Below are 18,424 nucleotides of genomic sequence, written 5' to 3'. Positions count from 1 at the left end.
CCCCCCCCCCACCACGGTACCGGGCTGAGCGCGCGGTTCCCCGCGCCCTCGGGACGGGCGCCGTCGCGGACGACGACGGCCGGCGAAGGGGCACGGCGAACCGCGCGCTCAGCCGCGTTCGACTGGCAGCTGAAAGAGCGCGCAGCCCTGGGGCGCTACGGGGTCACCGCCGGGCGGCCCTCGCCGCCTTCGGGGTGACCAGGCGGCTGCCGGTCCAGTCCCGAGCCGCGTTGACGCTGCTCGTCTGGGCCAGGCCGGCCGTCTGTGCCGCCTCGCCGATCTCGCTGGGCTCGACATGGCCGTCACGCCCCGTCTTCGGGGTCATCAGCCAGATCGGGGCGCCGGGGTCGACCGTCGATGTGGCGTCGACGAGTGCGTCGGTGAGGTCGCCGTCGTCCTCGCGGAACCACAGCAGGACGGCGTCGGGCACGTCGTCGTAGTCCTCATCGGCGAGCTCTTCGCCCGTGAGCTCCTCGATGCTCTCGCGAAGCTCCTGGTCGCAATCCTCGTCGTACCCGAGCTCCTGGACCACCTGTCCGGGCTCGAAACCAAGCCGGCTCGCCGGGTTGGTCCGCTCCTCCGCGTGGTCCGCGGTCGCGCTCACGCTTTGCCTCCTGTCATGGGAACTGCAGAGTTTGGCTGATCCGTATGTGCCCGCTGCGGCGCGAGCTTATTGGCGGTAGTCCACACGGGCGCGGCGGATCGCGCAAGTACCCGGCGTACGAGACCGCCGAAACGGTGATGATTCGCCCGTCTTCCCCGCAACCCGCACGCTAGATTTCTTACCCATAGTGACGCAGACCACTCCGGTTTGCCGGTGTTGTGGGTGATTGGAGCCACCAGTCGGTCGTACGTCCGACTGGGCGTAGAGTGCGGGTTTGGCCGCCCGGCGACCCCGCCCCTCGCTGCCGCAGTCCTCGCGATCCCGGCGCGGGCAGCGGTTACCGCCCGGTAGAGATGACGTATCGGACCACGCGGTACACGATGGAGGCGGCGCGACCCCACCGAGCCCCCAGGCATCAGCTACCACCCGAGCAGCGAAGGAAAAGCGTGGCTTCCGGATCCGATCGCAACCCGATCATCATTGGCGGCCTTCCCAGCCAGGTCCCGGATTTCGATCCGGAGGAGACGGCGGAATGGCTCGACTCGCTCGATGCGGCCATAGACGAGCGCGGCCGGGAGCGGGCCCGCTACCTGATGCTTCGCCTCATCGAGCGCGCGCGCGAGAAGCGCGTGGCGGTGCCCGAGATGCGCAGCAGCGACTATGTGAACACCATCGCCACCAAGGACGAGCCGTTCTTCCCCGGCAACGAGGAGATCGAGCGCAAGATCCTGAACGCCACCCGGTGGAACGCCGCGGTGATGGTGTCCCGCGCGCAGCGTCCCGGGATCGGGGTCGGCGGCCACATCGCCACCTTCGCGTCGTCCGCGTCGCTCTACGACGTGGGCTTCAACCACTTCTTCCGCGGCAAGGACGACGGTCTCGGCGGCGACCAGATCTTCTTCCAGGGGCACGCCTCCCCCGGTATCTACGCCCGCGCCTTCCTGCTGGACCGGCTCTCCGAGGCGCAGCTCGACGCCTTCCGCCAGGAGAAGTCCAAGGCGCCCAACGGACTGTCCAGCTATCCGCACCCGCGGCTGATGCCGGACTTCTGGGAGTTCCCCACCGTCTCGATGGGCCTGGGCCCGCTGAGCGCGATCTACCAGGCGCGGATGAACCGCTACATGGAGGCGCGCGGCATCGCCGACACCTCCAAGTCGCATGTCTGGGCCTTCCTCGGCGACGGTGAGATGGACGAGCCGGAGTCGCTCGGCCAGCTGTCCATCGCCGCCCGCGAGGGCCTGGACAACCTCACCTTCGTCGTGAACTGCAACCTCCAGCGGCTCGACGGCCCGGTGCGCGGCAACGGCAAGATCATCCAGGAGCTGGAGTCGCAGTTCCGCGGCGCCGGCTGGAACGTCATCAAGCTCGTCTGGGACCGCTCCTGGGACCCGCTGCTGGCCCAGGACCGGGACGGCCTGCTGGTCAACAAGATGAACATCACCCCGGACGGCCAGTTCCAGACCTATGCCACCGAGACCGGCGGGTACATCCGCGAGCACTTCTTCGGTGACGACCAGCGGCTGCGCCGGATGGTGGAGGACCTCAGCGACGAGCAGATCCTGCACCTCGGCCGCGGCGGCCACGACCACCGCAAGATCTTCGCCGCGTACACCGCCGCCCAGGAGCACAAGGGCCAGCCGACCGTCATCCTCGCCCAGACCATCAAGGGCTGGACGCTGGGCCCGAACTTCGAGGGCCGCAACGCGACCCACCAGATGAAGAAGCTCACGGTCGACGACCTCAAGCGCTTCCGCGACCGGCTGCACCTGCCGATCAGCGACCAGCGCCTCGACGAGGGGTACCCGCCCTACTACCACCCGGGCCGGGACTCCGAAGAGATCCAGTACATGCACGACCACCGCAAGGCCGCCGGCGGCTATGTGCCCACCCGGGTGGTCCGCGCCAAGCCGCTGCCGCTGCCCGGCGACAAGACCTACGCCACCGCCCGCAAGGGCTCGGGCCAGCAGTCGATCGCCACCACCATGGCCTTCGTCCGGGTGCTGAAGGACCTGATGCGGGACAAGGAGATCGGCAAGCGCTTCGTGCTGATCGCCCCCGACGAGTACCGCACCTTCGGCATGGACGCGTTCTTCCCGAGCGCGAAGATCTACAACCCGATGGGCCAGCTGTACGAGTCGGTCGACCGCGAACTGCTGCTCGCGTACAAGGAGTCGCCGACCGGCCAGATGCTGCACGACGGCATCTCCGAGGCCGGCTGTACCGCCTCGCTGATCGCGGCGGGCTCCGCGTACGCCACCCACGGCGAGCCGCTGATCCCGGTGTACGTGTTCTACTCGATGTTCGGTTTCCAGCGCACCGGTGACCAGTTCTGGCAGATGGCCGACCAGCTCGCGCGCGGTTTCGTGCTGGGCGCGACCGCGGGCCGCACCACCCTGACCGGTGAGGGCCTCCAGCACGCCGACGGCCACTCGCAGCTGCTGGCGTCCACCAACCCGGCCTGTGTCGCCTACGACCCGGCGTACTCCTACGAGATCGCGCACATCGTGCAGGACGGTCTGCGCCGGATGTACGGCGAGACCGCCGACGGCAGGCCCGGCGAGGACGTCTTCTACTACCTGACCGTCTACAACGAGCCGATCCAGCACCCGGCCGAGCCCGCCGACGTGGACATCGAGGGCATCCTCAAGGGCGTGCACCGCGTCAGGGCCGGCGAGGCCGGCGCGATCCCGGCGCAGATCATGGCGTCCGGTGTCGCCGTGCCGTGGGCGATCGAGGCGCAGCGCCTGCTGGCCGCGGACTGGAACGTACGGGCCGACGTATGGTCCGCCACCTCGTGGAACGAGCTGCGGCGCGAGGCCGTCGCGGTCGAGCAGTACAACCTGCTGCACCCGGAGGAGGAGCAGCGGGTCCCGTATGTGACGAGCAAGCTCGGCGCGGCCCAGGGTCCGTTCGTGGCGGTGTCCGACTGGATGCGCTCGGTGCCGGACCAGATCGCCCGCTGGGTGCCGGGCCGCTACAACTCGCTCGGCGCGGACGGGTTCGGCTTCGCCGACACCCGGGGCGCGGCGCGGCGCTTCTTCCACATCGACGCCGAGTCGATCGTGCTGGCGGTGCTGACCGAGCTGGCGCAGGACGGCACGATCGACCGCTCGCTGCTCAAGCAGGCGGTGGACCGCTATCAGCTGCTCGATGTGACCGCGGCCGACCCGGGCCCGGCGGGCGGCGACGCCTGACGGGTCGTTGATCCGATGATCCGTTAGTACACAGAGCACACTTTTCGAAGCTCCGGCCGGTGATCCCTACTGGTCGGAGCTTCGGTCGTTTTCGGCCGTAACTTATTCTCGCCATATTCCGTTGCCAAACGTGATGTCCGTCACGCATCCCCTGGCTATCGATCCCCGTCTTCTACGCTGGACCGCGGAGGCGCCGTCGGCGACGGCGCCGGTCCTCACCCCCGGCCGACCCGCTGACCACGGGAAGAATGCGCGAGGCAACAGCGAGTGACTCTCCTTTATATGCGCATGGGCCCGGATATGCGGATGAACCCGGCGGCGTTGCGGGCCCTGCTCGCCCTGGCGGTGGTCTTCGTCATGCTGGCGACGACCGGATGGACCGCGGTGCGGCCGCACGGCATGGCCGAACCACGGGCCGCCTCACTGTCGGCGTGGATGAACGGCAAGGTGGGCACCCGCAAGCTCCCCGACCCGAAGGCGGCGCCCGCCGCCATCGCCCGCTTCTTCGCCTCGCTCACCAGCGCACAGCGCCGCACCCTCGCGGAGCGGTATCCGCTGGTGGTGGGCAATCTCAACGGCGTCCCGCCGACCCTGCGCTATCTGGCCAACCGCCGGGGCCTCACCGAGGCCCGCGCCGCCGAGGCCGCCCTGGTGCACAGCGACCGGCTCACCCCGGCCGGCCGGCAGAACGCCGCGGATCTGGTGGAGCGCTACGACTCGCTGCTCACCGGCCAGCGGCAGATCCTCGCCTTCGACCCCACCGGCACGGGCCGGGCCGCGGAGGTGCTGGGCGACCTCGACACCGCCACCCGGGTCTCCATCGTCGTCCCCGGCGTGGACACCGACATGCTCAGCTTCGAGCGCGACAACATGCCGTACGCGGCGCCGGTCGGCATGGCCGGCCAGCTCTACGACGCCGAGCGGGCCACCGACCCGGACGCGCGCACCGCGGTGATCGCCTGGGCCGACTACACCACCCCGGCCGGGGTGGGCCTGGACGCCACCATCGGCGCGGACGCCGAACGCGGCGCGGTCCGCCTCGAAGCGCTGCTCGACACGCTGCCCCGGCGGGTCGACGTGGCGCTGTTCTGCCACTCCTACGGCTCGGTGCTGTGCGGGGTGGCCGCGCCCGACCTGCCGCGCGGGCGGGTCTCCGACATCACCGTCTTCGGCAGCCCCGGCATGCGCGCCCGGCACGCCTCGGATCTGCGCACCAGCGCCCATGTCTGGGCGGCCCGCGACTCCGGCGACTGGATCAGCGACGTGCCCCACCTGGAGTTCGCCGGCCTCGGCCACGGCGCGGACCCCGTCTCCGACTCCTTCGGCGCCCGCGTCATCAGCGCGGCCCGCGCGGTCGGCCACCCGGGCTACTTCGCCCCGGACACCACCAGCCTGGCCAACTTCGCGGACATCGCCCTGGGCGAGTACTCGCGCGTGGCCTGCCACGTGGGGAACACGTGCCGGGCGGGACTCTAGGCAAGGCCGGGCGGGCCCGGAGCGGGCCGGTGGCCGGTCCGGGGGGAGGCCGGGCGCCTGTGTCCGGGGCCCCGAGGGCGGGGCGGCCATAAGCTGGCCGTTATGGGTGATGTGCTGGCCGGAAACAACGCCGTATGGGAGTTCGAACCCGACGCGGTGCTGATCCGGTACAGCCGCTCGGTGCGCGGCTCGCGGCTGCTCCAGGCGCTCGGCGAGCGGCGGGTGCCGTACGCGGCGCTGGAGAGCGTGGAGGTCGCGGACGGGCGGCGCGGGACCGTGGTGCTGCGGGCGGTGGCCCGGGCCGGGGCCGATCCGGTGGTCGAGATGGCCGGCGGCCAGCTGCGGGAGACCGCCGATCCGTACCGGCTGGTGCTGCCCGAGCAGGACCGGGCGCCGGCCGAGGCCGGCCGGGACCGGTTGCGGGAGGCGATCGAGGTGTTCGGGCAGGACGGGCCGCCGGGCCGCTTCCTGGTGCCGGCCCCGGCCGGGCCCCGGGTGTTCAAGGCGTACGACGCCAAGGCGTTCTTCGACGGCCGCACCGTCACCTTCCGCTGGTTCTGGACGGGCGCTTCCACCGCCAAGTGGAAGGCCGGCGACCAGAGCTTCGCGGTGGAGCGGCTGAGCGGCGTCGAGTGGCGCTCCCCCGAGCTGCTGCACGGCCATCTGCGGCTGCTGCGCCGGGAGGCGGGCGAGCCGGGCGCCGCCGACGGGCCGCCGGCCGCGGCCGACCAGGACCCGGCGGCGGTGATCTTCGGCCTCGGCTACGGGCCGGTGCACGAGTCGCTGCCGTTCGCCGCGTCCGTGCTGGCCGCGATCCGCGCGGCCCGGGTGGGGCCGGAACCCTGGCAGTGAGGGGTCTGAAGGGTCCCGGGCCCCGGGGGCTGCCGCTATTCGCGGGCCGCCGACGTACCGGTCATGTCCGGGTAGCGGTCACCGGCGACCTGACCGGCGATCGGTTCCAGCCACTTGAGTTCGAGCTCGTCGAGGGTGATGCGGGACGCCGCGGTGTTCTCCCGGACCCGGGCGGCCCGGCGGGTGCCCGGGATCGGGACGACCGCCAGCTGGTGCGCGGCGGCCCGGTGGTGCACCCAGGCCAGCGCGATCTGCCCCGGTGTGGCGCCGTGTGCCGCGGCCACCTTGCGGACCGGGGCCAGCAGATCCGCGTTGCGGCGGGCGTTCTCGCCGGTGAAGCGCGGCTGGTCGCGGCGGAAGTCGCCGGCCGCCAGATCGCTGCCCGCGTCCTGGAAGGACCCGGTCAGGAAGCCCCGGCCGAGCGGCGAGTACGGCACCACCGCTACACCCAGCTCGGCCGCCGCGCCGGTCAGCGAGCGCTCCACGTCCCGGCTGAACAGCGACCACTCCGACTGCACGGCGGCGATCGGGTGCACGGCGTGCGCCGTCCGCAGCTCGGGGCCGGTCACCTCGGACAGCCCGAGATACCGCACCTTGCCCTCGTCGACGAGTTCCGCCATCGCGCCGACCGACTCGGCCAGCGGCACCCGCGGGTCGCGCCGGTGCATGTAGTACAGGTCGATCACATCGGTGCCCAGCCGCCGCAGGCTGCCCTCGACGGCCCGCCTCATGTAGGTCCGGTCGTTGCTCACGCCGCGGGAGGCCGGGTTGGCCGGGTCCCGGACGATGCCGAACTTGGTGGCGAGGGTGATCTCCGCGCGGTGCGCGGCGACGAAGGGGGCCAGGAACTCCTCGTTGCCGCCCAGGCCGTAGACGTCGGCGGTGTCGAACAGGGTGACGCCGACCTCCAGCGCCGTCTCCAGCGTCTCGCGGGCGGCGGCCTCGTCGGTGGGCCCGTAGAACTCGCTGATGCCCATGCAGCCGAGGCCCTGCACCCCCACGACCGGGCCGTCGGTGCCCAGCTTCTCGGTGCCCGGCTGCTCCGTACCGCCGTGCTCGCCGTGCTCGCCGTGCTCGCCGTTGGTCTCCGCCATCAGATGCCTGTCCTCTCCGGCGCCCGGCAGGCGCCCGCGTACGTTGCGATCTTTCCGTCGAGGACGGTCAGGGTGTCCTGGAGCTCGCCGATGCGCCGCAGGACGTCCAGCCGGGTCGACTCCAGCAGGGCCCGGCGGTCGGCGTAGGTGTGCTCGCCCGCCCGGACCATCTCCGCGTAGGCCACCATGTCCGCGACCGGCATCCCGGTCAGCCGCAGCTTGCCGACCAGATCCAGCCAGGTCAGGTCCCGGTTGGAGAACCGCCGCTGCCCGGTGTGGGAGCGGTCGACGTGCGGCATCAGCCCTATCCGCTCGTACCAGCGCAGGGTGTGCGCGCTCAGGCCGGTGAAATCGGCGACCTCGCTGATCGTGTACTGGTCCCGCCCGTCGGGCCGCGGGAGGCCCGTGCCGTCCTCGGCATCGCCCGTACTGCCCGGTTTTCTCGTTGTCGCGTGCACGACCGTCATGGACCACACGCTAAGACCTTGGAGTGCGCTCTAAGCAAACGATGTCCATCCGGCTCCGGCGGGACGGACCTTCGGGCCGGGCGCCGCCGGGCAGGCCCTAAGCTCGGCGGCATGGAGAGCCTGCGGTTGATGGGGAATTGGCCGGTGCGCGAGGCGGCGGGGATCGTCGTACGGCGGGACGGGACGGTGGCGGGGACATACGGGCAGGTCGAGCGCGAATTCACGCTCGCCTCGGTGACCAAGCCGCTGGCAGCCTACGCGGTGCTGGTCGCCTACGAGGAGGGCGTCTTCGAGCTGGACGACCCGGCCGGGCCCGACGGCTCGACCGTCCGGCACCTGCTGGCGCACTGCTCCGGGCTGGCCTTCGACGAGCACAAGGTGACGGCCGCGCCCGGCACCCGGCGGCTGTACTCCAACGCCGGGTTCGAGGTGCTCGGGGACACGCTGACGAAGGCGGCCGACATGCCGTTCGCCGAGTATCTGCGGCAGGCGGTGCTGGAGCCGCTGGGCATGACGGCGACCTCGCTGCCCGGCTCGCCCGCCGCGGGCGGCGTCTCCACGGCGCGGGACCTGGCGCTCTTCGCCGCCGAGCTCCAGGCGCCGAGCCTGCTGCATCCCTCGACGGTGGCGACCGCGACCTCGGTGGCCTTCCCCGGCCTCAGGGGCGTACTGCCGGGCTACGGCAACCAGAACCCCAACGACTGGGGCCTCGGCTTCGAGATCCGCGACGGCAAGTCCCCGCACTGGACCGGTTCGCTGTCCTCTCCCGGCACCTACGGGCACTTCGGCCAGTCCGGCACCTTCCTGTGGGTGGACCCGGCGGCGGGCGCGGCCTGCGTGGCCCTCACCGACCGCGACTTCGGTGAGTGGGCGCTGCCGCTGTGGCCGGCCTTCACCGACGCGGTGCTGCGCGAACTGGGCGGTGGCGGCCAGGCCTGAGCCGGACCGCCGCCCCTGGCTGCGAGCCTGGTCCCGGCAGGGACAGGAAACCCGGCGCCGCCCGCCGTACGGTGGAGCGATGGCCACCGGAAACAGGCTCGGCGACTTCCTGCGGTCCCGCCGTGAGCGGGTCGGACCGCGGGACGTGGGCCTGCCCGGGGGCGCGCGCCGGCGGGTGCCGGGGCTGCGCCGCGAGGAGGTCGCGCTGCTGGCCGGGATCAGCGCCGAGTACTATCTGCGGCTCGAACAGGGCCGCGACAAGCACCCCTCCGAGCAGGTGCTGGACAGCATCGCCAGGGCGCTGCTGCTGGAGCCGGACACGGCGGCGTATCTGCACCAGCTGGCCCGCCCGCCCCGGGCCGCCGCCCGCCGCGACCCGGCTCGCCCCGAACACGTCGACGAGGGGGTGAGCGCGCTGATCGGCAACTGGACCACGACGCCCGCGCTGGTGCACGGCCGCCTCATGACGACGCTGGCCGCCAACCCGATGGCGGTCGCGCTGTCCCCGTACTTCGCGCCCGGCGTCAACACGCTGCGGGCGGCCTTCCTGGAGCCGGAGATGCGGGTCTTCCACCGCGACTGGGAGGCGATGACGGCCAAGGCGGTGGCCTACGTGCGGTCCCTGGTGGGCGCGGCCGCGGACGACCCGGAGCTGATCGAGCCGATCGGTGAACTCAGCGTCCGCAGCGAGCGGTTCCGCACGCTGTGGGCCCGGCAGGACGTCCACCGGAAGACCAGCGGCCGGACCGCCCTGCGCCACCCGCGGGTGGGCCCGCTGGACCTGCGCTACGAGAAGCTGGCCCTGCCCGGCTCCCCCGGACAGATGCTGATCACCTACCACGCCGATCCGGGCTCGGAGTCCTACGAACGCCTCCAGCTGCTCGCCCGCCTCGCCGACGACCGGCTCAGCCGTACGACGGCTCGGCGTGCATCTCCCACACCAGGAACTCCGCCGCCCCCGGCCACCGGACGGACGTCCCCGGCTCGTCCCTGAGCCGGGCCGCGTCGCCCGGCTCCAGCACGTGGTCGCCGAGCCGCAGCCGGCCGCGTACGCCATGGACGTAGACGAAGGGCGCGGCCGGCAGCGGGCCGGAGCCGGCGGTCAGGGGGCGGCCGACGTAGAGGGCGGCGGCGCGCTGCCGGAGCCGTAGCGGGGGGGCCGGGTCGGGAGAGTCCGCGCCGGAGGCGAGCAGCCGCAGCCCGGGGCCGGGCGGGGCCGGATCGGCGGCGGCCGCGTAGTCGGGCGGGCCGCCGAAGGTGTCCGGGTGCAGCCACATCTGCAGGAAGCGCAGCGGTGTCCGGCCGGCGTTGCGCTCCTCGTGCCGTACACCGCCCCCCGCGCTGAGCCGCTGGAGTCCTCCGGGGCCGAGCCGGACCGTCCGCCCGTCGCCGTCCCGGTGCTCCAGCTCGCCCTCCAGCACCCAGGTGACGATCTCGGTGTCCCGGTGCGGGTGCTCGGCGAAGCCCGCGCCCGGGGCGAGCCGCTCCTCATTGCAGGCCAGCAGCAGCCCGAACCGGACGTTGTCCGGGTCGTAGCGGGCCCCGAAGGAGAACGCGTGCCGGCTCTCGATCCCGGTCCCCGGCTCCGCCGTACGGTCCCGGTCCCGCGCCCGCCGCACCTCGATCATGCCCCCACGGTACGCACCCGGCGGCCCGCGGAGGCCCCGCCCTCCCCCGTACCGCGCCCGGCGCCGCACCCTCCGGGCACCCCCGGGCAAACCGGCGGAGACCCACGCAGCGCCCGCGGCAGGCGATAAGGCAGGCTTGTGCTGTGCCCGATGCCTCGCAACTCCCGCAAGTGTCCCCCGAACCTCCACGTGGGGACCACTCCGCGACGCTGCGGCGGCTGGAGAAGGCCGCCGGCCGGCTGGCCGCGAACGCCATCGCGCGGATGGACGAGCAACTCCCGTGGTACCGCGCGATGCCGCCGGAGAACCGGTCCTGGATCGGGCTGGTCGCGCAGGCCGGTATCTCCGCCTTCACCGAGTGGTTCCGCCACCCCGAGGCGCCGCAGGCGATCAGCACCGATGTGTTCGGCACCGCGCCGCGCGAGCTGACCCGGGCCATCTCGCTGCGGCAGACCGTGGAGATGGTCCGCACCACCATCGAGGTGATGGAGGCGGCCATCGACGAAGTGGCCGCGCCCGGCGACGAGTCGGTGCTGCGCGAGGCGCTGCTCGTCTACGCCCGGGAGATCGCCTTCGCCACCGCGCAGGTCTACGCGCAGGCCGCCGAGGCACGGGGCGCCTGGGACGCCCGGCTGGAGTCGCTGGTGGTCAACGCGGTGCTGTCCGGGGAGGCGGACGAGGGCGTGCTGTCCCGGGCCGCGGCCCTCGGCTGGAGTTCACCGGACAAGATCGTGGTCGTGCTCGGCACCGCGCCGAGCGGGGACAGCGAGCTGACCGTCGAGGCGATCCGCCGGGCGTCGCGGCACGCCAAACTCCAGGTGCTGACCGGGGTGCTCGGTGAGCGCCTGGTGGTGATCGCCGGCGGCGACGACGATCCGATCCGGGTGGCCAAGGCGCTGATCGGGCCGTTCGCGGCCGGACCGGTGGTGGCCGGCCCCGTGGTCGGCGACCTGCTGTCCGCGACCCGCTCCGCGCAGGCCGCGGCGGCCGGCCTCAGGGCGTGCGCGGCCTGGCCGGACGCGCCGCGCCCGGTGCTGTCGGACGATCTGCTGCCGGAGCGGGCGATGGCCGGCGACCGCTACGCCCGTGAGCAGTTGGTGGAGGAGATCTACAGGCCCTTGGAGGAAGCGGGCTCCGCGCTGCTGGAGACGCTGAGTGTCTATCTGGAGCAGGCGTCGTCCCTGGAAGGGGCCGCGCGCATGCTGTTCGTCCACCCCAATACCGTTCGCTACCGGCTACGACGTGTGACCGATGTCACCGGTTGGTCACCTTCGGATGTGCGTTCGGCGTTCACCCTGCGCATCGCTCTGATCCTGGGCCGGCTGGCCGCGGCGCACCGGCCGCGCTGAGGCTTTGTGGGACACCCACAAATCACCTGACAGTTCTTGGTCCCTGTCCCCACCGGCGGCGGGGGCCGCCCGCGCGAGAGAGTGTGAGGGTGCTCGTACTCGTCGCTCCCGGCCAAGGTGCCCAGACACCCGGCTTCCTCGCGCCCTGGCTCGAACTCCCCGGTGCCGCAGACCGGCTGGCCGCCTACTCGGCCGCGGCCGACCTCGATCTCACCCACTTCGGGACGGCGGCCGACGCGGACGAGATCCGCGACACCAAGGTCGCGCAGCCGCTGCTGGTGGCGGCCGGCCTGCTGTCCGCCGCCGAACTCGACCTCGTGCCGGGCATGGTGGCCGGGCACAGCGTCGGTGAGATCACCGCCGCGACGATCGCCGGGGTGCTCGACCCGACGGACGCGATGACCTTCGTCGGCGCCCGCGGCCGGGCGATGGCGGACGCGGCGGCGGTCACCGAGACCGGCATGGCCGCGGTGCTCGGCGGCGACCCGGACGAGGTGGTGGCGCACCTGGCGGGCCTGGGCCTGACCCCGGCGAACATCAACGGCGCCGGCCAGATCGTCGCGGCCGGCACGGTGGAGCAGCTCGCCGCGCTCACCGCCGACCCGCCGCAGGGCGCCCGGGTGCGGCCGCTGAAGGTGGCCGGGGCGTTCCACACCGCCCACATGGCTCCCGCGGTGGCCGCGCTGGACGCGCTGGCCCCCTCCCTCGCCGTCTCCGACCCCCGGCTGCCGTATGTTTCCAACGCCGACGGGCAGACCGTGGACAATGGCCCGGAGGTCGTGCGCAGGCTGGTCGCGCAGGTGTCGAACCCGGTGCGCTGGGATCGGTGCATGGAGTCGTTCAAGCAGCATGGTGCAACCGCGCTCATCGAGGTCTCTCCCGGCGGCACACTGGTGGGTCTGGCCAAGCGCGCGCTGCCCGGGGTCCGCACCCTGGCGCTGAAGACGCCGGACGACCTCGAAGCGGCCCGCGCGCTGATCGCCGAATTCGGCGCGCCCGCCGAAGTACGAGCCGAATAGGAGTCCTGTCGGATGACAGCGAAGATCAGCCCCACGAAGGGTGCGCCGTACGCGCGGATCCTCGGCGTCGGCGGTTACCGCCCGACCCGTGTGGTGAGCAACGAAGTGATCCTGGAACGTATCGACTCCAGTGACGAATGGATCAGGACCCGTTCCGGTATCGCGTCCCGGCACTGGGCGGGCCCGGAGGAGACCGTCGCCGAGATGTCGCTGGCGGCCGGCGGCAAGGCCATCGCCGCCGCCGGGATCGACGCCTCCGCCATCGACGCGGTGGTGGTGGCGACCGTCTCGCACTTCAAGCAGACGCCGGCCATCGCCACCGAGATCGCCCACCGGATCGGCGCCGGCAAGCCGGCCGCCTTCGACATCTCGGCGGGCTGCGCGGGCTTCGCCTACGGGCTGACGCTGGCCAAGAGCCTGGTCGTCGACGGCAGCGCCTCCTACGTCCTGGTGATCGGCGTGGAGCGGCTCAGCGACCTCACCGACAAGTCGGACCGGAGCACCGCGTTCCTGTTCGGCGACGGCGCCGGCGCGGTGGTGGTCGGCCCGTCCCAGGAGCCGGCCATGGGCCCGACGATCTGGGGTTCCGAGGGCGACAAGGCGGACACCATCACCCAGACCGTCGCGTGGGACAGCTTCCGGACGGGCGACACCCTCCGGATGCCGCTCGACGACAACGGCGAGGTGAAGTTCCCGGCGATCACCCAGGAGGGCCAGGCGGTCTTCCGCTGGGCGGTGTTCGAGATGGCGAAGGTGGCCCAGGAGGCGCTGGACGCCGCCGGGATCACCGCCGACCAGCTCGACGCGTTCATCCCGCATCAGGCGAACATGCGGATCATCGACGCGATGATCAAGGCGCTCAAGCTCCCGGACCATGTCGCGGTCGCCCGCGACGTCGAGACCACCGGCAACACCTCCGCGGCGTCCATCCCACTCGCCATGGAACGGCTGCTCGACACCGGCGAGGCCAAGAGCGGTGACACCGCGCTGGTCATCGGCTTCGGGGCGGGTCTGGTGTACGCGGCCGCTGTCGTTACTCTCCCCTAGGCACATCCCCACCGCGGCGCCGCAGTCCCGCACGCCGCACCACCTGGTTCACACACAAGGAGCGCCGCAATGTCCACCAAGGAAGAGATCGTCGCCGGTCTCGCCGACATCGTCAACGAGATCGCCGGCATCCCCACCGAGGACGTCCAGCTGGACAAGTCCTTCACCGACGACCTCGATGTCGACTCGCTGTCCATGGTCGAGGTCGTCGTGGCCGCCGAGGAGCAGTTCAGCGTGAAGATCCCGGACGACGACGTGAAGAACCTCAAGACGGTCGGCGACGCGGTCGACTACATCCTGAACGCTCAGGGCTGAGCCGGTCCCCCTCGCGGGCACCACCCCTTCCGGACGACGCGCTTGTCGCCCGCCCTTCTAGACGTGGAGAGACATTCCTGTGAGCCCGACCAATCGCACCGTGGTCGTCACCGGTATCGGAGCAACCACACCGCTGGGTGGCGACAGCGCGTCGACCTGGGAGGCGCTGCTCGCCGGCCGTTCCGGCGTGCGGACGCTCACTGAGGACTGGGCGGCCGAGCTGCCCGTGCGGATCGCCGCACGCGTCGCGGTGGAGCCCGGCGAAGTGCTGCCCCGGCCCTTCGCCCGCAAGCTCGACCGCAGCGCGCAGTTCGCGCTGATCGCCGCGCGGGAGGCGTGGGCCGACGCCGGCTTCACCGCCAAGGCCGGCGAGGACCCGTCGGTGGACCCCGACCGGCTCGGCGCGGTCGTCGCCTCCGGCATCGGCGGCGTCACCACCCTCCTCGACCAGTACGACGTCCTCAACAAGCAGGGCGTCCGCAAGGTCTCCCCGCACACCGTGCCGATGCTGATGCCCAACAGCCCGGCCGCGAACGTGGGGATCGACGTCAACGCGCGGGCCGGCGTGCACACGCCGGTCAGTGCCTGCGCCTCGGGCGCCGAGGCCATCGGCTACGCCATCGAGATGATCCGCACCGGCCGCGCCGACGTGGTGGTCGCGGGCGGCACCGAGGCGGCCATCCACCCGCTGCCCATCGTGGCCTTCGGCAACATGATGGCGATGTCCAAGCGCAACGACGACCCGCAAGCCGCCTCGCGCCCCTACGACTCGGGGCGGGACGGTTTCGTGCTCGGCGAGGGCGCGGGCATCGTCGTCCTGGAGTCCGCGGAGCACGCCGCGGCGCGCGGTGCCCGGGTGTACGCGGAGGCGGTCGGCCAGGGCCTGTCCTCCGACGCGCACCACATCACCCAGCCGGAGCCGTCGGGCCGCGGTATCGCCGCGGCGCTCCAGCACCTGATGGACCAGTCCGACCTGAAGCCGGCCGAGATCGTGCACGTCAACGCGCACGCCACCTCGACCCCGCAGGGCGACATCGCCGAACTCAAGGCGCTGCGCCGGGTGTACGGCGACGACGTCGACCACATGGCGATCTCGGCGACCAAGTCGATGACCGGCCACCTGCTCGGCGGCGCCGGCGGCATCGAGACGGTCACCACCGTGCTGGCCCTCTACCACCGTGTCGCCCCGCCGACGATCAACCTCGACCACCCGGACGCGGACGTCGACGTGGACATCGTGCGGGCCGAGCCCCGCCCGCTGCCCGCGGGCGGGATCGTCGCCCTCAACAACTCCTTCGGCTTCGGCGGCCACAATGTGGTGCTGGCGCTGCGGACGGTCCATCACTGACCGGTGTCCCAGGGGCGTTCCCGGCGGCGCCGGCCTAGCGGTCGGCGCCGCCGCCCTGCCCGGTCCCGGGCGGGTCGCCCTCGAAGCTCGCGAAATAGGCGGCGGCCATGTCCTCCTGGCCGTGGCCGAGTTCGGCGGCGCGGCGGAAGCGTTCGACGCCGGCCTCGGCCTGGTCCAGGCGCAGGCCCGCCGCCTTGGCCGCTGACACGATCAGCCGCAGGTCCTTGTCGGCGGCCTTCACCGTGAACGAGGGCGCGTAGTCGCCGCCGGCGATCACGGCGGCCTTGTTCCGCAGATAGGGAACATCGAACGAGCCGCCCTCGATCGCCTGGAAGAAGTCGTCCGGGTTCACGCCGACGCCCTGGGCCAGGGAGACGATCTCGCCGGCCGCGTTGTTGATGGTGAGCACCCAGAGATTGAGCACCAGCTTCAGCGCGCTGGCCGGACTGTCGGCGGCGTCCCCCTCCAGCCACACCGTGCTGCTGCCGATCGCGTCGAAGACCCTGGCCGCGACCGGGCGGGCGGCGGCGGGCCCGGCGGCCATCACGGTGAGCCGGCCGGCCTCGGCGACCGGCTTGCTGCCCAGTACCGGTGAGTCCAGGAAGAGCAGGCCGTGCTCGGCGGCCAGCGCGGCCAGTCCGGCCTGCGCCTCGGGCCCCACGGTGCTGGTCTGGGCCCACACCGCGCTGCCGGACAGTACGGGGGCGACCGTGCGCATCACGTCCATCACGGCGGGGCCGTCCAGCAGCATGGTGATCACCGCGTCGGCGTCGCGTACCGCCTCGACCGGGTCGGCGACGACCTCGACGCCGTGATCGGCCAGCGGCCGCGCGCGGGCGATCGTACGGTTCCAGGCGCGGACCCGGTGCCCGGCGGCGGCCAGGCTGCGGGCCATGCCGCTGCCCATCAGGCCGGTACCGAGGACCGCGACGGTGAGGGGGGCTGACGTGTCGTGAGAGTCGGAGGACATGACAGCCAGGCTATGCCGGTGACCGGTCAGACCACCTGGTGCAGCCAGCGGACCGGCGCGCCTTCGCCCGCGTAGCGGAACGGCTCCAACTCGTCGTCCCACGGCTTGCCGAGCAGCTTGGACAGCTCGCTCTCCAGGTCGGCTTCACCCTTACGAGCGCGCTGCATGGCGGCGCGCAGCCGGTCCTCGGGGATCAGGATGTCGCCGTGCATGCCGATCACCGCGTGGAAGATGCCCAGCTCCGGGGTGGCGCTGTAGCGCTCGCCCTCGGCGCTGGCGCAGGGCTCGGCGGTGACCTCGAAGCGCAGCATCTGCCAGCCGCGCAGGGCCGAGGCCAGCTTCGAGGCGGTGCCGGGCTCGCCCTGCCAGGAGAACTCGGCCCGCCAGGTGCCGGGCGCGGCCGGCTGCCGGATCCAGTCCAGCGAGACGCGCACGCCGAGGACGCCCGCGACAGCCCATTCGACATGCGGGCAGAGCGCGCGCGGTGCGGCGTGCACGTACAGAACACCACGTGTCGTCACCGGTACCTCCAGTGTGGGACGAGGTTCGCCTTCCCCAGCGGCCTCAACACCCGAACCGGCTGCTCCCGGGGCAACATGAGACATTCTGCACCATTGCCAGCAAACAGGACAACTTTCACTCATCGTGGCTGAAAGTACGGACCTCCGGTTCGGTCGCCTCGGGTGTCAGGCTAAAAGCTACCGTGCGGCGTCCGGGAGAGAGTGACGTAACGTCGGGCTGGTAACAGATGTCACCCACTCGTCGGAGGGGAGCGCCGGATGTGGCACCCGATGCGAACACCTGTCCGCCGCCGACCGCTGCCCGCTGTCGCGGTCCTCGTCCTCGGCTGCCTGCTCGCGGTGGCCGGATGCGGGGCGGGGGGCGGGGCGGGGGGCGGGGCGCCGGACGCACGGCGGTCGGCCGCCGTCGCCCGCATGCCGGCTTCCGCCGCCCCGGACGGCGGGGGGCACGCGGCGCCCAAGCCCGCACGGCCCTGGAACGTCTCCCCCGCGTCGGTCGCCGCGCTCGGCGACTCCATCACCCGCGGCTTCGACGCGTGCGACGCGCTGGCCGACTGCCCCACGGTGTCCTGGGCCACCGGCTCCGACACGGCGATCGACAGCCTCACCAGCCGGCTCACCGCCGCCGCGCCGGGCACCCAGAGCTGGAATCTGGCCAAGTCCGGGGCGCGTGTGTCGGATCTCACCACGCAGGCCCGCGCCGCCGCGGCCCACCGGCCGGCCATGGTCACGGTGCTGATCGGTGCGAATGACGCCTGTACGGCGACGCCCGGGGCGATGACGCCGGTCGCGGACTTCCGGGCGGACTTCGACAGCGCGCTGACGTATCTGCACCGCACCCTGCCCACCACCCAGATCCTGGTGGCCAGTATCCCCGACCTCCAGCACCTGTGGTCGGTCGGCCGGACGAACGTCCTCGGCGCGCAGATCTGGAAGCTCGGCCTGTGCCCCTCCATGCTCCAGGACGCCCAGGCCCAGACCCCCGCCGCCCAGCAGCGCCGCACCGCCGTACGCGACCGCGTGATCGACTACAACACCGCCATGGGGCAGGTCTGCGCCCAGTTCCAGCGCTGCCGCTACGACAACGGCGCGGTCTTCGACTACCGCTTCACCGCGTCCCAGCTCAGCGGCTGGGACTTCTTCCACCCCAACGACGCGGGTCAGGCGCAGCTGGCCCGCATCCTCGCGGGCGTGGCGGGCCTCCCGCCGAAGCCCTGAGCTTCCCCCTCCGGGTCGGCCCCGACCTCCGACCGCACGCCCGCGGTGATTCCCCGCGCCCCCTGCGGGGCCAACCACAACGGACCACCGCCAACCCCCGGCCACCGGTACGCCGTGGCTGGCCGCGCAGTTCCCCGCGCCCCTGACGGGGCCGATCGCAATGGGCCACCGCCGACCCCCGACCGCGCCTACGCGGTGGTTGCTCGCGCAGTTCCCCGCGCCCCTGACGGGGCCGGTCCTCAACCCCGCGACGCAGGCGCGGCCCAGCCGGGCTCGCCAAGCGCCGCAGGGCGCCCCATAGGGGCGCGAGGAACTGCGCGACCAACCCACGACCACCCGCACCCCACCACCGCACAGCACCCCCCAGGGGCGCGAGGAACCGC

Annotated in this window: 17 protein-coding genes; 11 read left to right on the top strand and 6 right to left on the bottom strand. The window is 72.5% G+C overall.

What is annotated here, in order from left to right; all coding sequences use genetic code 11:
• Window positions 1-163: 163 nt before the first annotated feature.
• Entirely contained in the window at window positions 164-604 is a 441-nt protein-coding gene (locus ACFO3J_RS34725) for a DUF3052 domain-containing protein (protein ID WP_386438469.1), read from the bottom strand.
• Between the two features lie 446 nt (window positions 605-1,050).
• Here ACFO3J_RS34725 and aceE point away from each other — a divergent pair, with 446 nt between their 5' ends.
• The 3 genes from aceE to ACFO3J_RS34710 all read left to right on the top strand — a co-directional run bounded on the left by aceE (window position 1,051) and on the right by ACFO3J_RS34710 (window position 6,126).
• A complete protein-coding gene (aceE, locus tag ACFO3J_RS34720; RefSeq protein WP_386438467.1) occupies window positions 1,051-3,798 on the top strand; it encodes a pyruvate dehydrogenase (acetyl-transferring), homodimeric type in 2,748 nt (915 codons plus the stop codon).
• 288 nt (window positions 3,799-4,086) lie between these two features.
• A complete protein-coding gene (locus ACFO3J_RS34715; RefSeq protein WP_386438565.1) occupies window positions 4,087-5,274 on the top strand; it encodes an alpha/beta hydrolase in 1,188 nt (395 codons plus the stop codon).
• A gap of 102 nt (window positions 5,275-5,376) precedes the next feature.
• A complete protein-coding gene (locus ACFO3J_RS34710; RefSeq protein WP_386438464.1) occupies window positions 5,377-6,126 on the top strand; it encodes a DUF4429 domain-containing protein in 750 nt (249 codons plus the stop codon).
• 35 nt (window positions 6,127-6,161) lie between these two features.
• On the opposite strand, the gene ACFO3J_RS34705 is transcribed toward ACFO3J_RS34710, so the two are convergent.
• A complete protein-coding gene (locus tag ACFO3J_RS34705) occupies window positions 6,162-7,220 on the bottom strand; it encodes an aldo/keto reductase (protein ID WP_386438462.1) in 1,059 nt (352 codons plus the stop codon).
• On the bottom strand, window positions 7,220-7,687 hold the full coding sequence (locus tag ACFO3J_RS34700; protein ID WP_386438459.1) for a MerR family transcriptional regulator: 468 nt from the start codon (window positions 7,685-7,687) through the stop codon (window positions 7,220-7,222). The genes ACFO3J_RS34705 and ACFO3J_RS34700 overlap by 1 nt, the downstream gene beginning before the upstream one ends.
• Before the next feature lie 111 nt (window positions 7,688-7,798).
• Between ACFO3J_RS34700 and ACFO3J_RS34695 the strand changes: the two genes are divergently transcribed.
• On the top strand, window positions 7,799-8,626 hold the full coding sequence (locus ACFO3J_RS34695) for a serine hydrolase domain-containing protein (protein ID WP_386438456.1): 828 nt from the start codon (window positions 7,799-7,801) through the stop codon (window positions 8,624-8,626).
• 79 nt (window positions 8,627-8,705) lie between these two features.
• Entirely contained in the window at window positions 8,706-9,620 is a 915-nt protein-coding gene (locus tag ACFO3J_RS34690; RefSeq protein ID WP_386438454.1) for a helix-turn-helix transcriptional regulator, read from the top strand.
• On the opposite strand, the gene ACFO3J_RS34685 is transcribed toward ACFO3J_RS34690, so the two are convergent.
• Window positions 9,532-10,254, bottom strand: coding sequence for a pirin family protein (locus ACFO3J_RS34685; protein WP_386438451.1), 723 nt, complete (start codon window positions 10,252-10,254; stop codon window positions 9,532-9,534). The genes ACFO3J_RS34690 and ACFO3J_RS34685 overlap by 89 nt on opposite strands.
• A 143-nt stretch (window positions 10,255-10,397) precedes the next feature.
• Between ACFO3J_RS34685 and ACFO3J_RS34680 the strand changes: the two genes are divergently transcribed.
• From ACFO3J_RS34680 to fabF, 5 genes are all read left to right on the top strand, one after another.
• Window positions 10,398-11,603 carry a PucR family transcriptional regulator gene (locus ACFO3J_RS34680; RefSeq protein WP_386438448.1) on the top strand — a complete coding sequence of 402 codons (1,206 nt, stop codon included), beginning with the start codon at window positions 10,398-10,400 and terminating at the stop codon, window positions 11,601-11,603.
• An 89-nt stretch (window positions 11,604-11,692) separates the two neighbouring features.
• On the top strand, window positions 11,693-12,622 hold the full coding sequence (locus tag ACFO3J_RS34675) for an ACP S-malonyltransferase (RefSeq protein ID WP_386438445.1): 930 nt from the start codon (window positions 11,693-11,695) through the stop codon (window positions 12,620-12,622).
• Window positions 12,623-12,634: 12 nt separating this feature from the next.
• Window positions 12,635-13,669, top strand: a complete 1,035-nt coding sequence (locus tag ACFO3J_RS34670; RefSeq protein ID WP_386438442.1) for a ketoacyl-ACP synthase III — start codon at window positions 12,635-12,637, stop codon at window positions 13,667-13,669.
• A 69-nt stretch (window positions 13,670-13,738) separates the two neighbouring features.
• On the top strand, window positions 13,739-13,984 hold the full coding sequence (locus ACFO3J_RS34665) for an acyl carrier protein (protein WP_386438439.1): 246 nt from the start codon (window positions 13,739-13,741) through the stop codon (window positions 13,982-13,984).
• Window positions 13,985-14,063: 79 nt separating this feature from the next.
• On the top strand, window positions 14,064-15,332 hold the full coding sequence (gene fabF / locus ACFO3J_RS34660; RefSeq protein WP_386438436.1) for a beta-ketoacyl-ACP synthase II: 1,269 nt from the start codon (window positions 14,064-14,066) through the stop codon (window positions 15,330-15,332).
• A 34-nt stretch (window positions 15,333-15,366) separates the two neighbouring features.
• On the opposite strand, the gene ACFO3J_RS34655 is transcribed toward fabF, so the two are convergent.
• Window positions 15,367-16,302 (bottom strand): NAD(P)-dependent oxidoreductase, encoded by a 936-nt coding sequence (locus tag ACFO3J_RS34655; protein ID WP_386438433.1) that lies wholly within the window; start codon window positions 16,300-16,302, stop codon window positions 15,367-15,369.
• A gap of 26 nt (window positions 16,303-16,328) precedes the next feature.
• On the bottom strand, window positions 16,329-16,823 hold the full coding sequence (locus tag ACFO3J_RS34650) for a DUF3145 domain-containing protein (protein ID WP_386438431.1): 495 nt from the start codon (window positions 16,821-16,823) through the stop codon (window positions 16,329-16,331).
• A 270-nt stretch (window positions 16,824-17,093) separates the two neighbouring features.
• On the opposite strand from ACFO3J_RS34650, the gene ACFO3J_RS34645 reads away from it, so the two are divergent.
• Window positions 17,094-18,041, top strand: a complete 948-nt coding sequence (locus ACFO3J_RS34645; protein ID WP_386438429.1) for an SGNH/GDSL hydrolase family protein — start codon at window positions 17,094-17,096, stop codon at window positions 18,039-18,041.
• Window positions 18,042-18,424: the final 383 nt, after the last annotated feature.

It is taken from the genome of Streptomyces polygonati, from assembly GCF_042650325.1.
GTDB lineage: Bacteria > Actinomycetota > Actinomycetes > Streptomycetales > Streptomycetaceae > Actinacidiphila > Actinacidiphila polygonati.
Note: the sequence above shows the minus strand (reverse complement) of the source record. Positions and strands in the feature narration are given on the sequence as shown.

Bases quoted from the DNA above. Each gene is read 5' to 3' on its own strand.
- ACFO3J_RS34700 (WP_386438459.1), bottom strand. From the start codon at position 7,687: ATGACGGTCGTGCACGCGACAACGAGAAAACCGGGCAGTACGGGCGAT.
- ACFO3J_RS34655 (WP_386438433.1), bottom strand. From the start codon at position 16,302: ATGTCCTCCGACTCTCACGACACGTCAGCCCCCCTCACCGTCGCGGTC.
- ACFO3J_RS34715 (WP_386438565.1), top strand. From the start codon at position 4,087: ATGGGCCCGGATATGCGGATGAACCCGGCGGCGTTGCGGGCCCTGCTC.
- ACFO3J_RS34685 (WP_386438451.1), bottom strand. From the start codon at position 10,254: ATGATCGAGGTGCGGCGGGCGCGGGACCGGGACCGTACGGCGGAGCCG.
- ACFO3J_RS34710 (WP_386438464.1), top strand. From the start codon at position 5,377: ATGGGTGATGTGCTGGCCGGAAACAACGCCGTATGGGAGTTCGAACCC.
- ACFO3J_RS34670 (WP_386438442.1), top strand. From the start codon at position 12,635: ATGACAGCGAAGATCAGCCCCACGAAGGGTGCGCCGTACGCGCGGATC.
- ACFO3J_RS34690 (WP_386438454.1), top strand. From the start codon at position 8,706: ATGGCCACCGGAAACAGGCTCGGCGACTTCCTGCGGTCCCGCCGTGAG.
- ACFO3J_RS34645 (WP_386438429.1), top strand. From the start codon at position 17,094: ATGCGAACACCTGTCCGCCGCCGACCGCTGCCCGCTGTCGCGGTCCTC.
- ACFO3J_RS34665 (WP_386438439.1), top strand. From the start codon at position 13,739: ATGTCCACCAAGGAAGAGATCGTCGCCGGTCTCGCCGACATCGTCAAC.
- ACFO3J_RS34695 (WP_386438456.1), top strand. From the start codon at position 7,799: ATGGAGAGCCTGCGGTTGATGGGGAATTGGCCGGTGCGCGAGGCGGCG.
- ACFO3J_RS34705 (WP_386438462.1), bottom strand. From the start codon at position 7,220: ATGGCGGAGACCAACGGCGAGCACGGCGAGCACGGCGAGCACGGCGGT.